The sequence below is a fragment of the Paenibacillus sp. FSL R7-0652 genome, from assembly GCF_038595045.1.
Classification (GTDB): domain Bacteria; phylum Bacillota; class Bacilli; order Paenibacillales; family Paenibacillaceae; genus Paenibacillus.
In genome coordinates, this window is record NZ_CP152001.1 from 2,032,222 (window position 1) to 2,047,262 (window position 15,041).

General features: G+C 48.1%; 12 protein-coding genes. 9 read left to right on the forward strand and 3 right to left on the reverse strand.

Going from position 1 to position 15,041, the window contains the following annotated elements; translation table 11 throughout:
* Nucleotides 1-112 precede the first annotated feature (112 nt).
* The 9 genes from MKY97_RS09355 (at nucleotide 113) to MKY97_RS09395 (ending at nucleotide 11,157) form a co-directional block, all read left to right on the forward strand.
* Nucleotides 113-1,081: a Gfo/Idh/MocA family oxidoreductase gene (locus MKY97_RS09355; protein ID WP_342555173.1), complete on the forward strand. Its 969-nt coding sequence runs from the start codon at nucleotides 113-115 to the stop codon at nucleotides 1,079-1,081.
* A 30-nt stretch (nucleotides 1,082-1,111) separates the two neighbouring features.
* The gene (locus MKY97_RS09360) at nucleotides 1,112-1,798 is read left to right on the forward strand and encodes an HAD hydrolase-like protein (protein ID WP_342555174.1); all 687 of its coding nucleotides are present in this window, start codon (nucleotides 1,112-1,114) and stop codon (nucleotides 1,796-1,798) included.
* A gap of 196 nt (nucleotides 1,799-1,994) precedes the next feature.
* Nucleotides 1,995-2,885, forward strand: a complete 891-nt coding sequence (locus MKY97_RS09365; RefSeq protein ID WP_342555175.1) for a sugar ABC transporter permease — start codon at nucleotides 1,995-1,997, stop codon at nucleotides 2,883-2,885.
* Nucleotides 2,886-2,913: 28 nt separating this feature from the next.
* Nucleotides 2,914-3,795 carry a carbohydrate ABC transporter permease gene (locus tag MKY97_RS09370; protein WP_342555176.1) on the forward strand — a complete coding sequence of 294 codons (882 nt, stop codon included), beginning with the start codon at nucleotides 2,914-2,916 and terminating at the stop codon, nucleotides 3,793-3,795.
* 115 nt (nucleotides 3,796-3,910) lie between these two features.
* On the forward strand, nucleotides 3,911-5,656 hold the full coding sequence (locus tag MKY97_RS09375; RefSeq protein WP_342555177.1) for a histidine kinase: 1,746 nt from the start codon (nucleotides 3,911-3,913) through the stop codon (nucleotides 5,654-5,656).
* Nucleotides 5,657-5,670: 14 nt separating this feature from the next.
* Nucleotides 5,671-7,278: a helix-turn-helix domain-containing protein gene (locus MKY97_RS09380; protein ID WP_342555178.1), complete on the forward strand. Its 1,608-nt coding sequence runs from the start codon at nucleotides 5,671-5,673 to the stop codon at nucleotides 7,276-7,278.
* A 129-nt stretch (nucleotides 7,279-7,407) separates the two neighbouring features.
* Entirely contained in the window at nucleotides 7,408-8,808 is a 1,401-nt protein-coding gene (locus MKY97_RS09385; protein WP_342555179.1) for a sugar ABC transporter substrate-binding protein, read from the forward strand.
* 106 nt (nucleotides 8,809-8,914) lie between these two features.
* Nucleotides 8,915-9,250, forward strand: a complete 336-nt coding sequence (locus MKY97_RS09390; protein WP_342555180.1) for a cupin domain-containing protein — start codon at nucleotides 8,915-8,917, stop codon at nucleotides 9,248-9,250.
* Entirely contained in the window at nucleotides 9,247-11,157 is a 1,911-nt protein-coding gene (locus MKY97_RS09395) for an alginate lyase family protein (RefSeq protein WP_342555181.1), read from the forward strand. Before MKY97_RS09390 ends, MKY97_RS09395 begins: the two co-directional genes overlap by 4 nt.
* Nucleotides 11,158-11,317: 160 nt before the next feature.
* On the opposite strand, the gene MKY97_RS09400 is transcribed toward MKY97_RS09395, so the two are convergent.
* The 3 genes from MKY97_RS09400 to MKY97_RS09410 are packed head-to-tail and all read right to left on the reverse strand — an operon-like array spanning nucleotide 11,318 to nucleotide 15,013.
* Nucleotides 11,318-12,496: a YheC/YheD family protein gene (locus tag MKY97_RS09400; RefSeq protein ID WP_342555182.1), complete on the reverse strand. Its 1,179-nt coding sequence runs from the start codon at nucleotides 12,494-12,496 to the stop codon at nucleotides 11,318-11,320.
* A 37-nt stretch (nucleotides 12,497-12,533) separates the two neighbouring features.
* The gene (locus MKY97_RS09405; protein ID WP_342555183.1) at nucleotides 12,534-13,640 is read right to left on the reverse strand and encodes a YheC/YheD family protein; all 1,107 of its coding nucleotides are present in this window, start codon (nucleotides 13,638-13,640) and stop codon (nucleotides 12,534-12,536) included.
* On the reverse strand, nucleotides 13,640-15,013 hold the full coding sequence (locus MKY97_RS09410) for a YheC/YheD family protein (RefSeq protein ID WP_342555184.1): 1,374 nt from the start codon (nucleotides 15,011-15,013) through the stop codon (nucleotides 13,640-13,642). The genes MKY97_RS09405 and MKY97_RS09410 overlap by 1 nt, the downstream gene beginning before the upstream one ends.
* Nucleotides 15,014-15,041: the final 28 nt, after the last annotated feature.

A 15,041-nucleotide genomic window follows, 5' to 3' on the forward strand; every position in this document is an offset into this window, starting at 1 on the left:
AATTACCTACATATATTAACGCAATGATGCAATAATGAAATGATGTGATAAACAGACAGCGTAACTAACCCGGAATTTCTGCTATACTGAAAGTTGAATTGGAGGGAAGGGTATGAAAGTATTGAAAATGGCTGTGATCGGCCTGGGCAAGATGGGTTTACATATGATTGATCAAGTGGAGAATACACCGATGGACACGCCTGTGGAAATTACGGCGGTGTGTGATGCGAATGAGCAGGGTTTACAGGATTTTGCCGCATCCCATCCATCAGTGAAAACATATCTTACTTACCAAGAGCTGCTGAATGAGCAGCAGATTGACCTCGTTTACATTGCCGTGCCGCCCAAGTATCATTATCCGGTCGTGATGGAGGTGCTTAAACGCCGTATTCATGTATTCTGTGAAAAGCCGCTGGCAAACAGTCTGGACGAAGCGCGCAGGATGGTGGAAGCCGCAGAACAGGCTGGTGTTGTTCATGCTGTTCATTTTTCGATGCCGCATGAGCCTGCTGTGTTGAAGCTGCAGGAGATGGTTAATCAACATGCAGTGGGTGACATTCGAAAAATGGACCTGATTCTGCAATTCCCGCAGTGGCCGCGCTCATGGCAGCAGAATGACTGGATTATGAGTCGCGATCAAGGTGGCTTTATTTTAGAGGTGGGCATTCACTGGATTCATATGATCCAGACGGTATTCGGACGGCTGAGCCTGCTGAACGCTCAAGTAACTTATCCGGACGATAAGCCGGATTCATGCGAACAGGAAGTACAAGCTGTGCTTGAAGTACAGGATGGAACCCGCGTTCATGTACAGGGAATCTCTCATTTTGCCGGTGAGGAGCGCGTATCCATGGTTGTGTATGGAACCGAAGGCACCATTGCACTTGAAAACTGGGAGGAACTGTTGAGCGGACCCATCGGACAACCGCTGTCTCCAGTGGAAGTACTGGACTCATCCAGCGAGCTGCCTGTTCTCAAACATGTGATTGCACGGATTCAAGGTAAGCCTGGCAGAATATATACATTCCATGACGGGTATGAGGCACAACAAGTACTCGAAGCACTTCGGGGCAGCCACTAGACGAATCTCACTCAGAAAGGAAGTTTAAATATGACGACAAATAACGGTTTACGTAAACCGGAAGCGATGATTTTTGACATGGATGGTACGCTGTTCCAGACAGAAACCCTGCTTCTGCCTGCCTATCAGCAGCTGTTTGATACACTGCGTGCCGAGGGACATTTTGAAGGAGAAACGCCGCCGGAAGAGCGGATGCTGGGAAGTCTGGGTATGCTGCTTGAGGATATCTGGAAAGTGGTTATGCCTGAGGCATCCGAAGCGGCTCACCGTCGGGCAGACGAACTGCTGCTCCAACTGGAGATTGAAGGACTTGATGGAGGCGACTCCAAACTGTATCCTGGCGTGAAGGAAACGCTGACAGCGCTGAAAGCCCAAGGTATCCGCCTGTTTGTTGCCAGCAACGGTCTTGAGGATTATGTCAAAGGCGTAGCATTCGCACATGAAATCATGCCGCTGTTTGAAGGAGTGTATAGTGCGGGTCAGTACAAGACACCTTCCAAAATTGATTTGGTACAGATTCTGCTGCAGAAACACCGGATTCAGGATGCCTGGATGGTAGGCGATCGATCGTCCGACGTCGAAGCAGGTAAAATGAACAACCAGACCGTTATCGGTTGTGCTTATGCAGGATTTGGCCGTGATGAAGAACTTGCCGGATCCGATGCGCTGATCTCGGATTTCACCGACCTGCTCCGCCTGTATGAAGAAGCAGAATAAGTTGTTAACTCGGCTTAAACCTGGATATAGTATCCCTTTATCATAAACCTGCATGGGTGTTTTTCGCACCTGTGCGGGTTTTTTTGCTCTGCTCACGCAGTCACATCCTCCCCTTTAGAAAGTTGATTTCCCTATCCCGCATGTGATGTAAATCCCTCTATACTTTCATTCAAAAGCTATAGGGGGTCTGATTCTGATGAAACCATCCAAACTGAACGCCTACATCTTCATCATCCCGAGTCTCTTTCTCACACTGGTATTCGGAATCTATCCGTTGTTATGGGCGCTGCGCTACATGTTCTATGATTATCAAGGCATCGGCAAACCGGTATTTATTGGGCTTGATAACTTTGGACGGGTAATCCGTGACGGACAATTTTGGGATTCTGTCAAAAATACTGGTGTATACGCACTGGGTAAACTCGTCATCACGATTCCGCTGTCCCTGATTCTGGCCATTATTCTGAATCGCAAATGGCGTGGACGCTCCTTGTTCAGAGCTGTTTTTTATCTTCCAACGATTTTTAGTGCATCTGTTATGGCGATTGTCTTTTTCATCATTTTCAATTCATATAACGGTATCCTGAACCAGCTGCTGCTCAAGTATCACATCATTTCCGCGCCGATTGGCTGGCTTGATGCGAATCACGCGATGCTCACAACGATCATTATTGCCATCTGGGGTGCTGTGGGGAACTATATGTTGTTGTTCATTGCGGGTCTGCAGAGCATTCCGGAGGAACTGTACGAGGCAGCATCGCTGGATGGAGCGAGCGAGTTCCAGAAACTGCGTAATGTAACGATTCCGCTGCTCGGACCGGTGATGCAGATGATTATTATGCTCGCCATCACCACGGCACTTAAAGGATATGAGAGCATTATGGTATTGACTGAGGGCGGACCTTATGGCAAAACAGAGGTCATGTATTTGTATCTGTTCAAACTGCTGTTCCCTGTTTCAGCCGATACACAGTCTCTGCAGCAGCTCGGCTACGGAAGTGCAGTCGGCTTCACGACAGCTCTCATTGTAGGGGCAGTGACGCTCATTTACTTCCAGATTTCCAAAAAGCTTAATGATGTTTACTAATACTAATTACGAACAGGAGGAAACCAAGATGACTCAAACTGTGCTTGCACCTGCAGTTTCGAAATTGAATTCATTCCGCTGGGCTCGCTGGACTAAGCGTACCATTCTCTTTATATTTCTCCTGATCATTGCTCTCTTGTCTCTGTTCCCGATTATTTTGGTGCTGTTAGGATCGTTCAAAACGAACCAGGAACTTACCGGAGGAGCAACGATCTGGCCGAAAATATGGCAATTCACGAACTACGCTCAGGCGTGGAAAACTGCGAATTTTTCCGGTTTTACGATGAACAGCATCTTTGTGAGTATCGCAGCAACGATCGGTACACTGCTCGTATCCTCCATGGCAGCCTATGCAGTGGATCGGGTGAATTTTAAAGGCAAAAAAGCTTATACCCTTCTCATGGCATCCACGCTGTTTATTTCAATTGGTGCCGTTGTACTCCGACCTCAATTTGATCTTATGGTCAAGCTGGGTCTGAATAATTCACTGTGGGGTGTCATTATTATATTAATTAGTGCCCATGCAGCCACCTATTTTATTCTGGTTGGTTTCTTCAAGAGCATCCCCCGGGAACTGGATGAGGCTGCGATGATTGACGGCTGTAATTTCTTCACGACCTACTGGCGTATTATTCTGCCGCTGCTGCGTCCGGGCCTGGCTGTTGCCGGATTGGGTGTGTTCCAGAACTCATGGAATGAGTATATTCTTCCTTTTGTATTCACGATGAGCAATCCCAAACTGCAGACACTGCCGGTTGGTCTGGCCAACCTGCGCTACGGCATCGGAGCTGCAGCCGAGGTGCAGTTAATGATGGCTGGAGCTTGTTTGTCCATTTTGCCGCTGTTAGTCGTCTATATCTTTGCGAATAAATCATTTATGCAGGTGACGCTGGGGGCTGTCAAAGGCTAGGGCGGTAAAGCTAGGAAGAGATTTCGGGGAACGGTATTCCGTGCAGATTCCGCTGTGCTATACTCTTTTTAATTACAGCGGACAGGGCCAGCCCTTGTTCAAGGAGCGACCGCCTATGATGTCATATTTCTACAAAATGTCTCTGAAAAAACGGATACAGCTTATCTATATTTTTCTCGTTGTTTTGTGTATCAGTGTGACGGGCATCTGCTCTTATCTATTTGCTGCAAGGAGCATAGAACGGAATGCTCTTGAATTAAAACAAAGCATTCTGAACAAGTCTGTTCAGGTCATGGATGAACATCTGCGTCACATCGTCGTTTCGTCCTATTCGTTCATGCTGAGTGACACATTCACACAGGTGATGCAGGATGTGCGTAATCACAATGATAAACGTTATTATCAAAATTTATCTCTGCTTCAAACCGCGTTTGCTCAGTTGAAACTGGTAGAGCCGCTAATTGATACGGCCTATTTGAAGACACCCATTGGCAGCTTTTTCTCGACGAAAGATTTTCCGAATCAAAGCAGCGCATTTGACAAGGAGTATGGAGAGGTTGTAAAGCAGCCTGGCTGGAACACGATGTGGTTTGGTTCACATTCCAGCGCGTTGTTCCAGTCCCGCGGCAATGTGTTATCCCTGCTGCTTAAACCCATCGTCATTGATAATCATACTTTTTCGGAAGTGTATATGGTTGTCAATATGAAGGAAGCCGCGATGAGGGACATTCTGAATCAGGATTTGATGAACAGCCAGATACAGTTGTTTTTGCTCCATAAAAACGGAGGTGAAGTCATTCGTCCAGGATCGTGGACATTTGGTCTTGTAACGGAGTCTGGCTTTGCACAGCGCTTGAATCGTGGTGCGGGTGATTTCACCTATGCCAATGAACATGGAGAAGACATGCTGGTGAACTACTCGGCTCTAACTATGAATGAGGACTGGGTTATGGTCAGCGTTCAGTCCAAGTCCGATTTATTATCTCCACTGAAGAAGATCCGCTGGCTGGTCATCCTGATTATGATGTTCTGTATTTTACTTGCGCTCGGGTTGTCCGACCTGCTGTCTTCTGCGCTTCTGAAACCGCTGAACAAGCTGCGCCGTCTTATGGTTGAGGTGGAGTACAATGACCTGGACGTGCGGTTTCGCAGCAAATATGACGATGAAGTGAGTGCCGTGGGCCATCGGTTTAACCGGATGTTGGACCAGATTCAGATTTTGTTTGAAGAAATACGTGACACGGAACAGGACAAGCGGCGGCTGGAAGTTAAGGCGCTTCAAGCTCAGGTAGATCCCCATTTTCTGTATAACACATTAAATACGATGTTCTGGAAGAGCGAGAGTGGAGAGAAGAAGGATGTCAGCGCCATGATTGTCTCTCTGTCCCTTCTCTTCAGACTTGGTTTGAATGATGGGAAAGACATCACGACCGTGGAGCAGGAGATCAAACATGTCGAGCAATATATGCAGCTGCAGCAGCAGTGCTACGAGGACTTGTTTGAATACCGGATTGAGGCAGAGGCGTCCTGCAAGGGGATCGAAATTTTAAAAATTTTGCTCCAGCCTCTGGTGGAAAATTCGATCCTGCATGGTTTTAATGATAAGGAAGATCTCGGGCTTATTCTTATTCGAATGGATCGCCATGAAGATACACTTCGTTTGGAGGTCACGGACAATGGGTGCGGTATGGATGCAGCGAAAATGAATGCAGAAGAAGCAGCAGAGGGTCATCGGAAAGGATATGCCATATCCAATCTGGTTGACCGATTACATCTGCAGTACGGTGAACAAGCTTCGCTTGTGTTTCATAGTGAAATAAACGTGGGGACTACAGTGGTTATCACCATTCCGATCAGCTAGGAGGGGACGTACGTATGAAGCAACTGACGATGTGTGTGATGGATGATATTCAGGCTGTGGTCAAGGGCATCGTTTCCACCATCCCCTGGGAGGAACATGAGGTTCAAATCGTTGGCACAGCGAACAATGGAGAGCAAGGCTGGTCACTTCTGGTTGAACAGCATCCAGACATTGTCATTACGGATATCAAAATGCCTCGGCTCAGCGGACTTGAACTCATGAAACGGGCAATGGATGTTGGACTGCGATCCAAGTTTATTTTTATTAGCGGCTACTCTGATTTTCAATATGCTCAGGAAGCGATCAAACTCGGAGCCTTCGATTATCTGCTCAAACCGTTTACCCCTGAAGAAATCTTGGGTGCTGTAACGAAAGTGAGACAAGTTATTGAGAATGAACAGGCGAAGTCGCAGCAGCTTCAAAAGCTGAAACAGAAAGCGGTTAGCAGCAGCGAGTATGAACGTCACAGTTATCTCCTAGGTTTGCTTCGGCATGAGATTGGTGGGTTTCTGAATGAAGGCCGGTGGGATGAGCTTGACATTGAGCTGGATTCTTCCAACCTCAATGTCATGGTCATTGAGGTTGATGGCTATACACGTTACGGATCGACGATGCATCTGGATGCAGAGATCGTTCCATTTGCGGTTCAGAATATTGTCAGTGAAACATTGAACCGGTATACGAGAAGCGTAGTACTGCGTGAAAATCGTTACCGGCTGGCAGCTATATTTAATATATCCGACCAGATTGAGGTATTCGAGCTTATGGAGCAATGCCGTCACAATGTGAAGCAGTACAGCAAAAAGACCATATCTATTGGAGTCGGCACGATCGCCCGCAGACCCCAAGAAATCTGGATATCCTATGCCAATGCGGATAAAGCGATATCCTATCGTTTTTACAGTGAAGGGAACTGCATTTTTCAGTATGCAGAGCTGGAAAATCAGGATACGGTGGTTCCCGTCTATCCATTGGAAAAGGAAAAGGAGCTATTTTACGCATTGAAATGTGGGAATGAAAGTTCTTGTCACCGAATTATCGATGATATTTTGAAAGTCTGGCAGAACGCCAAAGGTTTACCCGAGCCGCTGACGATGATCCGTCTGTTGTCAGGACTTGCATTTGCGATCTACCGTGCGTTCTGTGATGAAATCACGGAAGAAGAACGGCTTCGTCTGGAAGCAGATCTGACCGTGCTGGAAGCGATGCGGTCGTTGACGTTTGACGGCTGGGGAGATTACATCAAGCATTTCAGCAGTATGGGCTGTGAGATTATGGATAAGAAAAGGCTTACTGATGTCAAACAGGCCATCAGCAAATCGCAAGAGTTTATCAGTATGAATCTGTCCGAAAATCTCACATTGCAGACTTGTGCCCAGTCGGTTCACTTAAGTCCAAGTTACTTTGCGAATGCGTTCAAGAAGGAGACGGGTATGACGCTTATTCAATATATTACAAAGTTAAGAATGGAAAAGGCCAAGGAGCTGCTGGTTGCGGGAGTGCAGGTACAGGAAATATGCCAGATGCTGGGTTATGAGGACAGGCCCTATTTCAGCGGTCTTTTCAAGAAATACTGCGGTATGACCCCGACACACTTCCGGCAGATGTACGAGAACGGATAAGACAGAGATCGTCATTTTTCCCACCTTGCATAGTCAGAATGTCCCTCACTTTGATAGAAGTGGAACGTTTATCATTACGTTAACGGGGAACCAAACAGGTTGTCCAGACAAGCATAAGGGGGCATTTCAATGGTTAAGAAGTGGATGATGACTGCACTAAGTGCTGTGCTTGCATTAACGGTAGCCGGTTGTTCGACAGACAGTGGAATGACAACGGGCAGCGGGGCTGCAGCTGGCGGCGGAAAACAGAGTAACGGCAAAACGAAAGTGGTCTATTGGACTCCGGATCGGCACGATGCTGATTTTATGAAATCCAAGATTGAGCAGTTCAACCAGACTAACAAAGATAACATTGAAGTGGAAATGACCGTCATGGGTGACAATTATCCGCAGGCCGTTGATATCGCTTTTGCGAGTAAACAAGCTCCTGATGTGTTTCAGATCGACGATTTCCAAACGTACTATCAAAAGGGGTATCTAGCTCCAATCGACGGGTATATGAGTGATGCCATGAAGGAAACATTCAAGGACAGCCTGATCGAAAATAAAAATACAATTGATGGAAAAGTCTATACCCTTCCGAACACAGGCCAGATCTGGAGACTGGTGTACAATAAAGATATTTTCCAAAAAGCAGGCATTGCTTCACCGCCTAAAACCATTGCCGAAATGGTAGCAGACGCGAAGAAAATTACCGAAGTAGGTAAAAGTGAAGGCATCTATGGCTTTGCCAGCCCATTCAAAAGTGGCAGCGGTTTCTGGAGAGCGGCAAACACGATTGCTGGTGCAAGTACGAACGAAGGTATCGACGGTTTTAACTACAAGACAGGTCAATTTGACTTCAACATGTACAAGTCGATTGCCGAGGCCCTTCGTCAGATGAATCAAGATGGCAGTATGCTTCCGGGTGTGGAGAGCCTGGATATCGATCCATTGAGAGCGCAGTTTGCCCAAGGCAAAATCGGGATGTACATCAATCACTCCGGTGAGCCAGGTGTTTACAAAGATCAATTCCCAACCAAAGAAAACTGGGGTGCAGCTCCTGTGCCAACAGAGGATGGTACGATTAAAGGGGCTTCGCAAGTTATTGGTGGTTCCTATATCGGCATCAATGCAGACTCAAAGAACAAGGAAGCAGCATGGAAATTCATGGAGTATGTATACAGTACCGATCTGCAGGGTGAGTATTACGAAAAAGGGTACGGTATCTCCCTGATTCCTGCGGTACTCAGTTCTGATAAGAAACCGAGCATTCCAGGCATTGAAGGTTTCCTGCCGAAAAAAGTTGACGCGATCTTCCCTGCCAATCCAAGTGTCATTACAGAGAGCTCGCTTGAAGGCATGAAATGGGCTGAGGCCTTCTCCGCTTATGTATTCACTGGCGGTGATCTGGATGGCGTAATCAAGGATCTGAACACACGTTATAATGCAGCACTTGAGAAAAGCAAAGCAGCAGGTCTGACTAAAATTGCGGCCGATCCTTCGTTTGATTCATCGGAGCTTCAAGGTAAACTGTCCAAAGAAGAGTAAAACCTTACAGGGAGGCCGTTGTTTAAATACTGCGGCCGTTTATATTTAATGAGAGAGCCGTGCATATTTGTTGAAAGATCAGTTTAGTGTGAGAGGGGAAAATCAAATGATCATTAACCAGCAATCCGTAGAAGCGCATGTTATTAATGAGACAAGTTCGCGTAAAATTTTGGGTATGGGCGGCACACTGATGATGGTCGAGGTGACGTTCAGCAAAGGTGGAGTTGGCGAAGTCCACTCCCATGATGCGCACGAGCAGGTCAGTTATATTGTGAAGGGAAGCTTTGAGGTTCAGGTAGGTGATGAAACACGTATTCTAAAAGCGGGGGACAGCTTCTATGCTGGCTTAAATGTGCCGCATGGGGTAAAGGCGCTGGAAGATGCAGTCATACTGGATGTGTTCACGCCATTCCGTCAGGATTTTCTTGAGGAAGAGCAATGAGCGATTTTTACCTTTCTGCGGATGAACTGGAACAGGCGGCTCGATATTACCGGGAACACTTTCCGGATGAAGCCCGGAATTCAGTGACGATTGCCAACCGGGCTGTTCTGAATGAATTTATGGTGCCATATACGAATGATCTGACCAACTGGATTCCACTCGGGACGCCAGTGGACTGGCTTCATAATCCGACCAATGATCTGGAGTTCACTTGGGGGATTAACAGGCACTGGCATATGCTGGATTTGGGCAAAGCTTACTTAATGAAAGGCAATCCGTTATATGTGACTGCATTTATAGATCATTTCCGTACCTGGAGAGAACAAAATCCAGTGCCAGCTGGCCTTCCGTATAATGAGGCCGTTTATTTTCAGAAACCGGGTCCTTGGCGTTTGCTTGAAACAGGTCTGCGTGTGCAGTCTTGGATTACCGCGTACAAATATATGGAATCAAGCCCGCAGCTGGACGAAGCATTTCGAACCGAATTTCTGCAAGGGCTTGAGGAGCATGCAGAGTTCCTGACGCATTATCTCGGCAGCACAGAGATTAATCACGCTATTATGCATATGCAGGGGTTGTTTATGATTGCTGCTTTCTATAAGGAGCATCCGCGCAGTCCATATTGGCGTCAAGTGGCTGCGGAGCGGCTGGAGCTGTGTCTGCTGCATCAATTGAACGAAGAGGGCATTCAGGTAGAGTTAAATACGCATTATCATAATGCCAGCATTGAGATGTTTGGTACACCGTATCTGCTGGCGGGAATTTCGGGACACCCGTTTTCAGCATGGTATGGAGAATGTCTGCGCAGGATGGCTTCATTCACTGAAGCTATGATCAGACCGGATCATCAATCGACGGGCATTGGAGATTCAGACTGGCTTAGTGACGGGCGTCAGCGGTTGACGCTGCTGGGGGCAATTCTGGGAGACGAGGATCTCATGGCCCGCGGTACCGACAGTTCCGAGTGCCTCTGGTTAGTGGGTGTGGCAAAATATGAGCGGTGCGTTCGGCTGCAGTCTGGAACTTCACGTTCATTGACAAGCCGGACTTTTCCACAGACCGGATATTATGTGATGAGGGATGAGCGTCAATACCTGTTCTTTGATGCAGCATCCATGGGCGGTGCTCATGGTCATGCTGATGCCTTAAACATCGAATGGATGTGGAATAACCGATTGTTCTTCACGGATACCGGACGTTATACGTATGAAGAAGGGCAGTGGCGCCATTATTTCAAAAGCACAAGGGCACATAATACAGTTACTGTAGACGGGACAGATCAGACACCCTATTTGTCTACTCAACAATGGGGTAAACCTGAGGCAGAAGCGACAACACATCGCTATGAAAGTCACGCAAACTATCACTTTATGGATGCTTCCCAAGATGGATATACGCACCTGCCTGATCCGGTCAGCCATCGCCGCTGGGTGCTTGCAGGCAAAAGTGTACCTTTATTTCTGATCGTGGACTGGCTGGAAGCCGAGAAGTTCCATACACTGGAGCAGCGGTTTCATCTGCATCCGGAAGCAAGGCTTGTACTGAACAAAGACGATTACGCCAAACAGCGGGCAGGCATCCGATTTGACCAGTCCTCCGTCAAGCTGTGCATTCGATTTCTGATGGAAGGAGATGGCAGTGAATCGTTCGAGGTGACAGAACAGTCGGGCTGGGTATCTGAAGTGTACGGCGCAAAGTCTGAAACGGCTGTCATTCAGGGCAAAGCCGAATTCTCAGGCAAAGTGGGAGTTGCGGCAGTATGCCTGCCGGCTGACGAATCAGAAGAGACTGTGAACGTGACAAAATATATGCTGGAGCCAGATCATATGAGGTTTACGCTGTCGTATGTGTACCAAGGTAGGGAAGCCCGGATCGTGATGGATGAGCACACGGTAACCTGGACTTAGCGCTCCAAAGGACGTGAATTGATGAAAACAGGATGGGTCTTGAATTGATGAAAACAGGGGATGGGTCTTGAATTGATGAAAACAGGATAGAAGGTTCAGATACTCAACCTTCTATCCTGTTTTTTTGGCCTGTATGTCCCAACCCGTCTGAACAGCTGACTTATTTGATTCTCCGTTTTCGCTTCACCCGCGCTGGTTTAGAAGCAGCGGGCCTGGGAGAAACAGGTTTTTTGACTGTTTCGGCAGGTCGGTTGCGGTACACCCACAAGGCATATTCCAGCGGTTGTGTGATCGCTTTATAATAGATGCTTCGTTCACCAATTCGGGCAAAGACCTCGCGAGCCGGTTTGGGGTTGACCTCCAGCAGATAGATATGTCCGCTCTTGTCAATCGCCAGATCCAGCGCAAGCTCGCACAGATCCCCATACGTATCCTCCAGAAATGCAGCTACATCAATCCCGAATTTCTCGGCAGCTGCAGTCACTTCTTGCCGAAGCTCCTCTTCAGGAATCCACTGCTTCATTAATCGCTGCATGGCAACCGCCTGACCGCCGCCATGGAGGTTCGAGGTTACACTTTTCTCTGCGCCCATGCGCCCTGCACAGCCTGTAAGTTCCCACTCGCCTTCTCCATTTTTCTGCACCAGCATGCGGTAGTCATGGACTCTTCCGTTCGGGAGCTGGAGCTGGATTCCTTTTTGCACGAGATATTTGTCTTTCATGTTCCAATGCTCAAGCAGTGGACCAAGCCTGGACAGATGGACCCTGCGCGGTGTAATTATGCGCCTTTTCTGATCCCGTCCCTGTACAAGCACCGTACTGGGTTCCTTGCTGCTGCGCTCTACGCGCAGAATGCCGCGCCCGCCCGTACCGTTGATCGGTTTTAGATAGATCAGTGAAGAAGTCTTGAGCATACGGTTTACATCGGACATGTCCTGAAACAATATCGTTTCCGGCAGATGCTGCCGGAAGACGGCTTTCTCGGAAAGGGTCTGATGAATGGTCCACTTATTGCGCAGCGGGCGGTTCAGGAAGAGCAGATGTCCATATTTTTGACGAAATACCAGCAGCTGCTGGAAACGATGGTTGCGCTGAATGCGGCATCGGTCAAAGATCAGATCCGGGAATGCGCGCCATTCCCTGGACCAGCCCTTTTTTTCGTCGTATACCATCGCTTCAATTCGTTTGCCGCTGGAATGCACATCAGCAGGTGTAAACACATAAATATCGAGTCCCCGTTTGCGCCCTTCGAGAATCATTCGGCGATAGATGCTTCGTTCTTCCAGAGCGCGGTGTTCATTCAGATACAACGTCATAATGCCCAGAACAGGTGAGGACACAAACAATCACCTTCTTTATATACAGTATTCCTGTCCGTCATTGCACAGACTGACGGGCAAGATAAGCGCTGTACTGGAAAATGCGTTCCAGTGAACGCCGTCTGATCTGTGGTTCATCGAATTTCATCGGTTTGGCATTGGCTTCAAAGAACCAGATCTCGCCCAGGTCATCGACGCCCAGATCCATGGACATTTCACCAAGTGTATGTCCTGATCCGCGTTCAACCTGTCTTGCGATCATTAATGAGGTGGACTTGACCCGCTTCATTAAAGCCGCTGTCATCTCCTCTCCGAACAACTCTGTGAGCAGTTCCTCCGGATCTTCGACACTTCCGCCGCGAGGCACGTGAGTTGTAATGCTGCGGGAGCCTGCGAGCCTTGCTCCGATTCCGGTAACGCTCCACTGTCCCTTGCCATTTTTCTGCACAAGTACACGAAGATCAAAAGGGCGCTTGTGCGAGGAAGCCAGCTCAATTCCCTGCTGCATGATATAAGGCGTATGTCCGGTTTCTTTGCGAATTCGTGCCCATAACTTGCTTAACGTGGCCGCCTTGTAGGTCATACTTCTCCGGGTATTCTGTATTTTAAGTCGGTAAGGCAGCTTTTCTTTTTCCTGGAATTTGAGCATCATGATGCCTTTGCCTGCTTTGCCGCTCTCGGGTTTGAGATACAGATACGGATAGGCGCGCAGCACGGTACCGAGTGAAGAAGCGCTGCGCATCCGCCGGGTATGCGGAATCAGCTGCTGGGTGGACTTGGATTTTTTCAGCCACTCGAACAGGTTCCATTTGTTGAAAAAAAACGGATTATACAGCTCGATACCGGACTGTCGGCACTCTTCAATTTTTCGCTGTACTGAAGGCTTGCGTTCGTCTTCCCGGTTAGGGATACGATTATACAAAACATGAGGGAGGGGAAACGGCTGTGAAGTCCATTTGCCGCTCCCTTTGTTGTACGTATATCCTTTCACGGTAGGTCCGGTCACATCAAGATCCCGAACGGTCACGATATAAACGACATATCCCATGCTTTCACCTGTTTGCAGAATATCCTGAAAGTTTTGATGATTTCCTCTGAACATGCGCCGTTGATCATGCATGGTGAGCACGGCGATCACAGGTTTGAAATCATCATGGAGGCTCATCAAATGTCTTCCTTCTTCCGGAATTTGCTCAAATACAGGCAGTGCTCCAAAATGTGCTCCACCGAAGATTTTCCCTCCAGCCGGAGTGAAGGGTGACGGAAGATGGAGCGCCCGGGTTTGGCGTTCGCTTCGAACATCCATACATGTTCCTCCTGATCAATGCCCAGATCAAAGCCAATCTCACCAATCAGATGCTGGTGCTGGGATTCAATCGCCTGGGCCAGTGTAATAGCGACGGATTTGGCCTGCTGCAGAACCTCGCCCGCACGGTCCCCGAAGTTGCGGCTGAGCGCCTGTTCAGGCGTCATCAGAGAGCCGCCGTTTTTGATGTGTGTGGTGACACTTCCTCGTCCTGCTTTCTTGGCGCCGATGCCGACTACAACCCACTGATTGTTTCCGTTTTTATGCATATGGAAACGAAAATCAATAGGGCACTCGTCAATCTCGATCAGCCGTATTCCCTGCTGCACGACATAACCGCGCAGCTGTTTGCCATGTCTGCCTTGAAGCATGCGCATCAGACTGTTAAACGAGCCAAAGCGCAGCAGGGCATTGCCGCCTTTCTTGCGATAACGTGCAAAATATCCACGTTTGGGCGAATAGGTTAAACGATAGATTCCGTTTCCGAGACTGCCTGCGGTTGGTTTATAATAAACGAACTGATGCCGCTCCAGCATCTCCTTCATCTGTTCGACCGTTGGGTTGGTGATGGATTCCGGGATATAACGCCCTGCGGTCGGTTCGTTCTCCAGCAGTTTGTAAATATCCGATTTATTGAAGAAACTCCAGTTGAAAAAAGGGATTTTGCGGCGGATAAACCGTTCCCGCAGCTGATTGATCGCTGGTGAAAAATCGGAGCGGCGGCTCGGTAAACGATTGTAGACAACATCTGGCAGGGGTACGGTTCTGCGGAAAAAAGTGCCGCTCTCATTGAGAAAGTAACCGGAGACCGTCTCGTTCTGCCAGTTGATATCTCTCGGGGTGAAAGCATAGATATACGATTTGCGGCTTCCTTCACGAAGCAGCTGCTTGATAAAACCTGTTCGCGAACCAAACGGATTAGAGCTTGAAGAAGAACCGTCCGACAGCACCCCGATGAGTGGGCCAAGCTGCACTTCATCATTCTGGAGGTTGCGAAGATAGATGCTTCCGCGTTTGGGAACGTTCATCAAGTTACGGATGCCTGATGCCAGATACAGATGCTTACCGGCTTTGCGAATGGGCTTGATCGTGGCGGGCACGCGATCACGTCCAAAACGCAGGTGTATCGTCTTTTTGCCGGACAGATTGAGGCTTTTCATTAAAGCATTGGATACGTACACCACTTTTTCGGGTTTTTGGGTGAAATGCAGATTACAAAAGGTCAAACTCATGATTTATCCTCCTATCCTGAAAAACATC

What these genes read in the sequence shown, in the direction of transcription:
- MKY97_RS09365 (WP_342555175.1), top strand. Translation starts at nt 1,995, where the DNA reads ATGAAACCATCCAAACTGAACGCCTACATCTTCATCATCCCGAGTCTC.
- MKY97_RS09390 (WP_342555180.1), top strand. Translation starts at nt 8,915, where the DNA reads ATGATCATTAACCAGCAATCCGTAGAAGCGCATGTTATTAATGAGACA.
- MKY97_RS09385 (WP_342555179.1), top strand. Translation starts at nt 7,408, where the DNA reads ATGGTTAAGAAGTGGATGATGACTGCACTAAGTGCTGTGCTTGCATTA.
- MKY97_RS09380 (WP_342555178.1), top strand. Translation starts at nt 5,671, where the DNA reads ATGAAGCAACTGACGATGTGTGTGATGGATGATATTCAGGCTGTGGTC.
- MKY97_RS09395 (WP_342555181.1), top strand. Translation starts at nt 9,247, where the DNA reads ATGAGCGATTTTTACCTTTCTGCGGATGAACTGGAACAGGCGGCTCGA.
- MKY97_RS09410 (WP_342555184.1), bottom strand. Translation starts at nt 15,013, where the DNA reads ATGAGTTTGACCTTTTGTAATCTGCATTTCACCCAAAAACCCGAAAAA.
- MKY97_RS09370 (WP_342555176.1), top strand. Translation starts at nt 2,914, where the DNA reads ATGACTCAAACTGTGCTTGCACCTGCAGTTTCGAAATTGAATTCATTC.
- MKY97_RS09355 (WP_342555173.1), top strand. Translation starts at nt 113, where the DNA reads ATGAAAGTATTGAAAATGGCTGTGATCGGCCTGGGCAAGATGGGTTTA.
- MKY97_RS09360 (WP_342555174.1), top strand. Translation starts at nt 1,112, where the DNA reads ATGACGACAAATAACGGTTTACGTAAACCGGAAGCGATGATTTTTGAC.
- MKY97_RS09405 (WP_342555183.1), bottom strand. Translation starts at nt 13,640, where the DNA reads ATGAGCCTCCATGATGATTTCAAACCTGTGATCGCCGTGCTCACCATG.
- MKY97_RS09375 (WP_342555177.1), top strand. Translation starts at nt 3,911, where the DNA reads ATGATGTCATATTTCTACAAAATGTCTCTGAAAAAACGGATACAGCTT.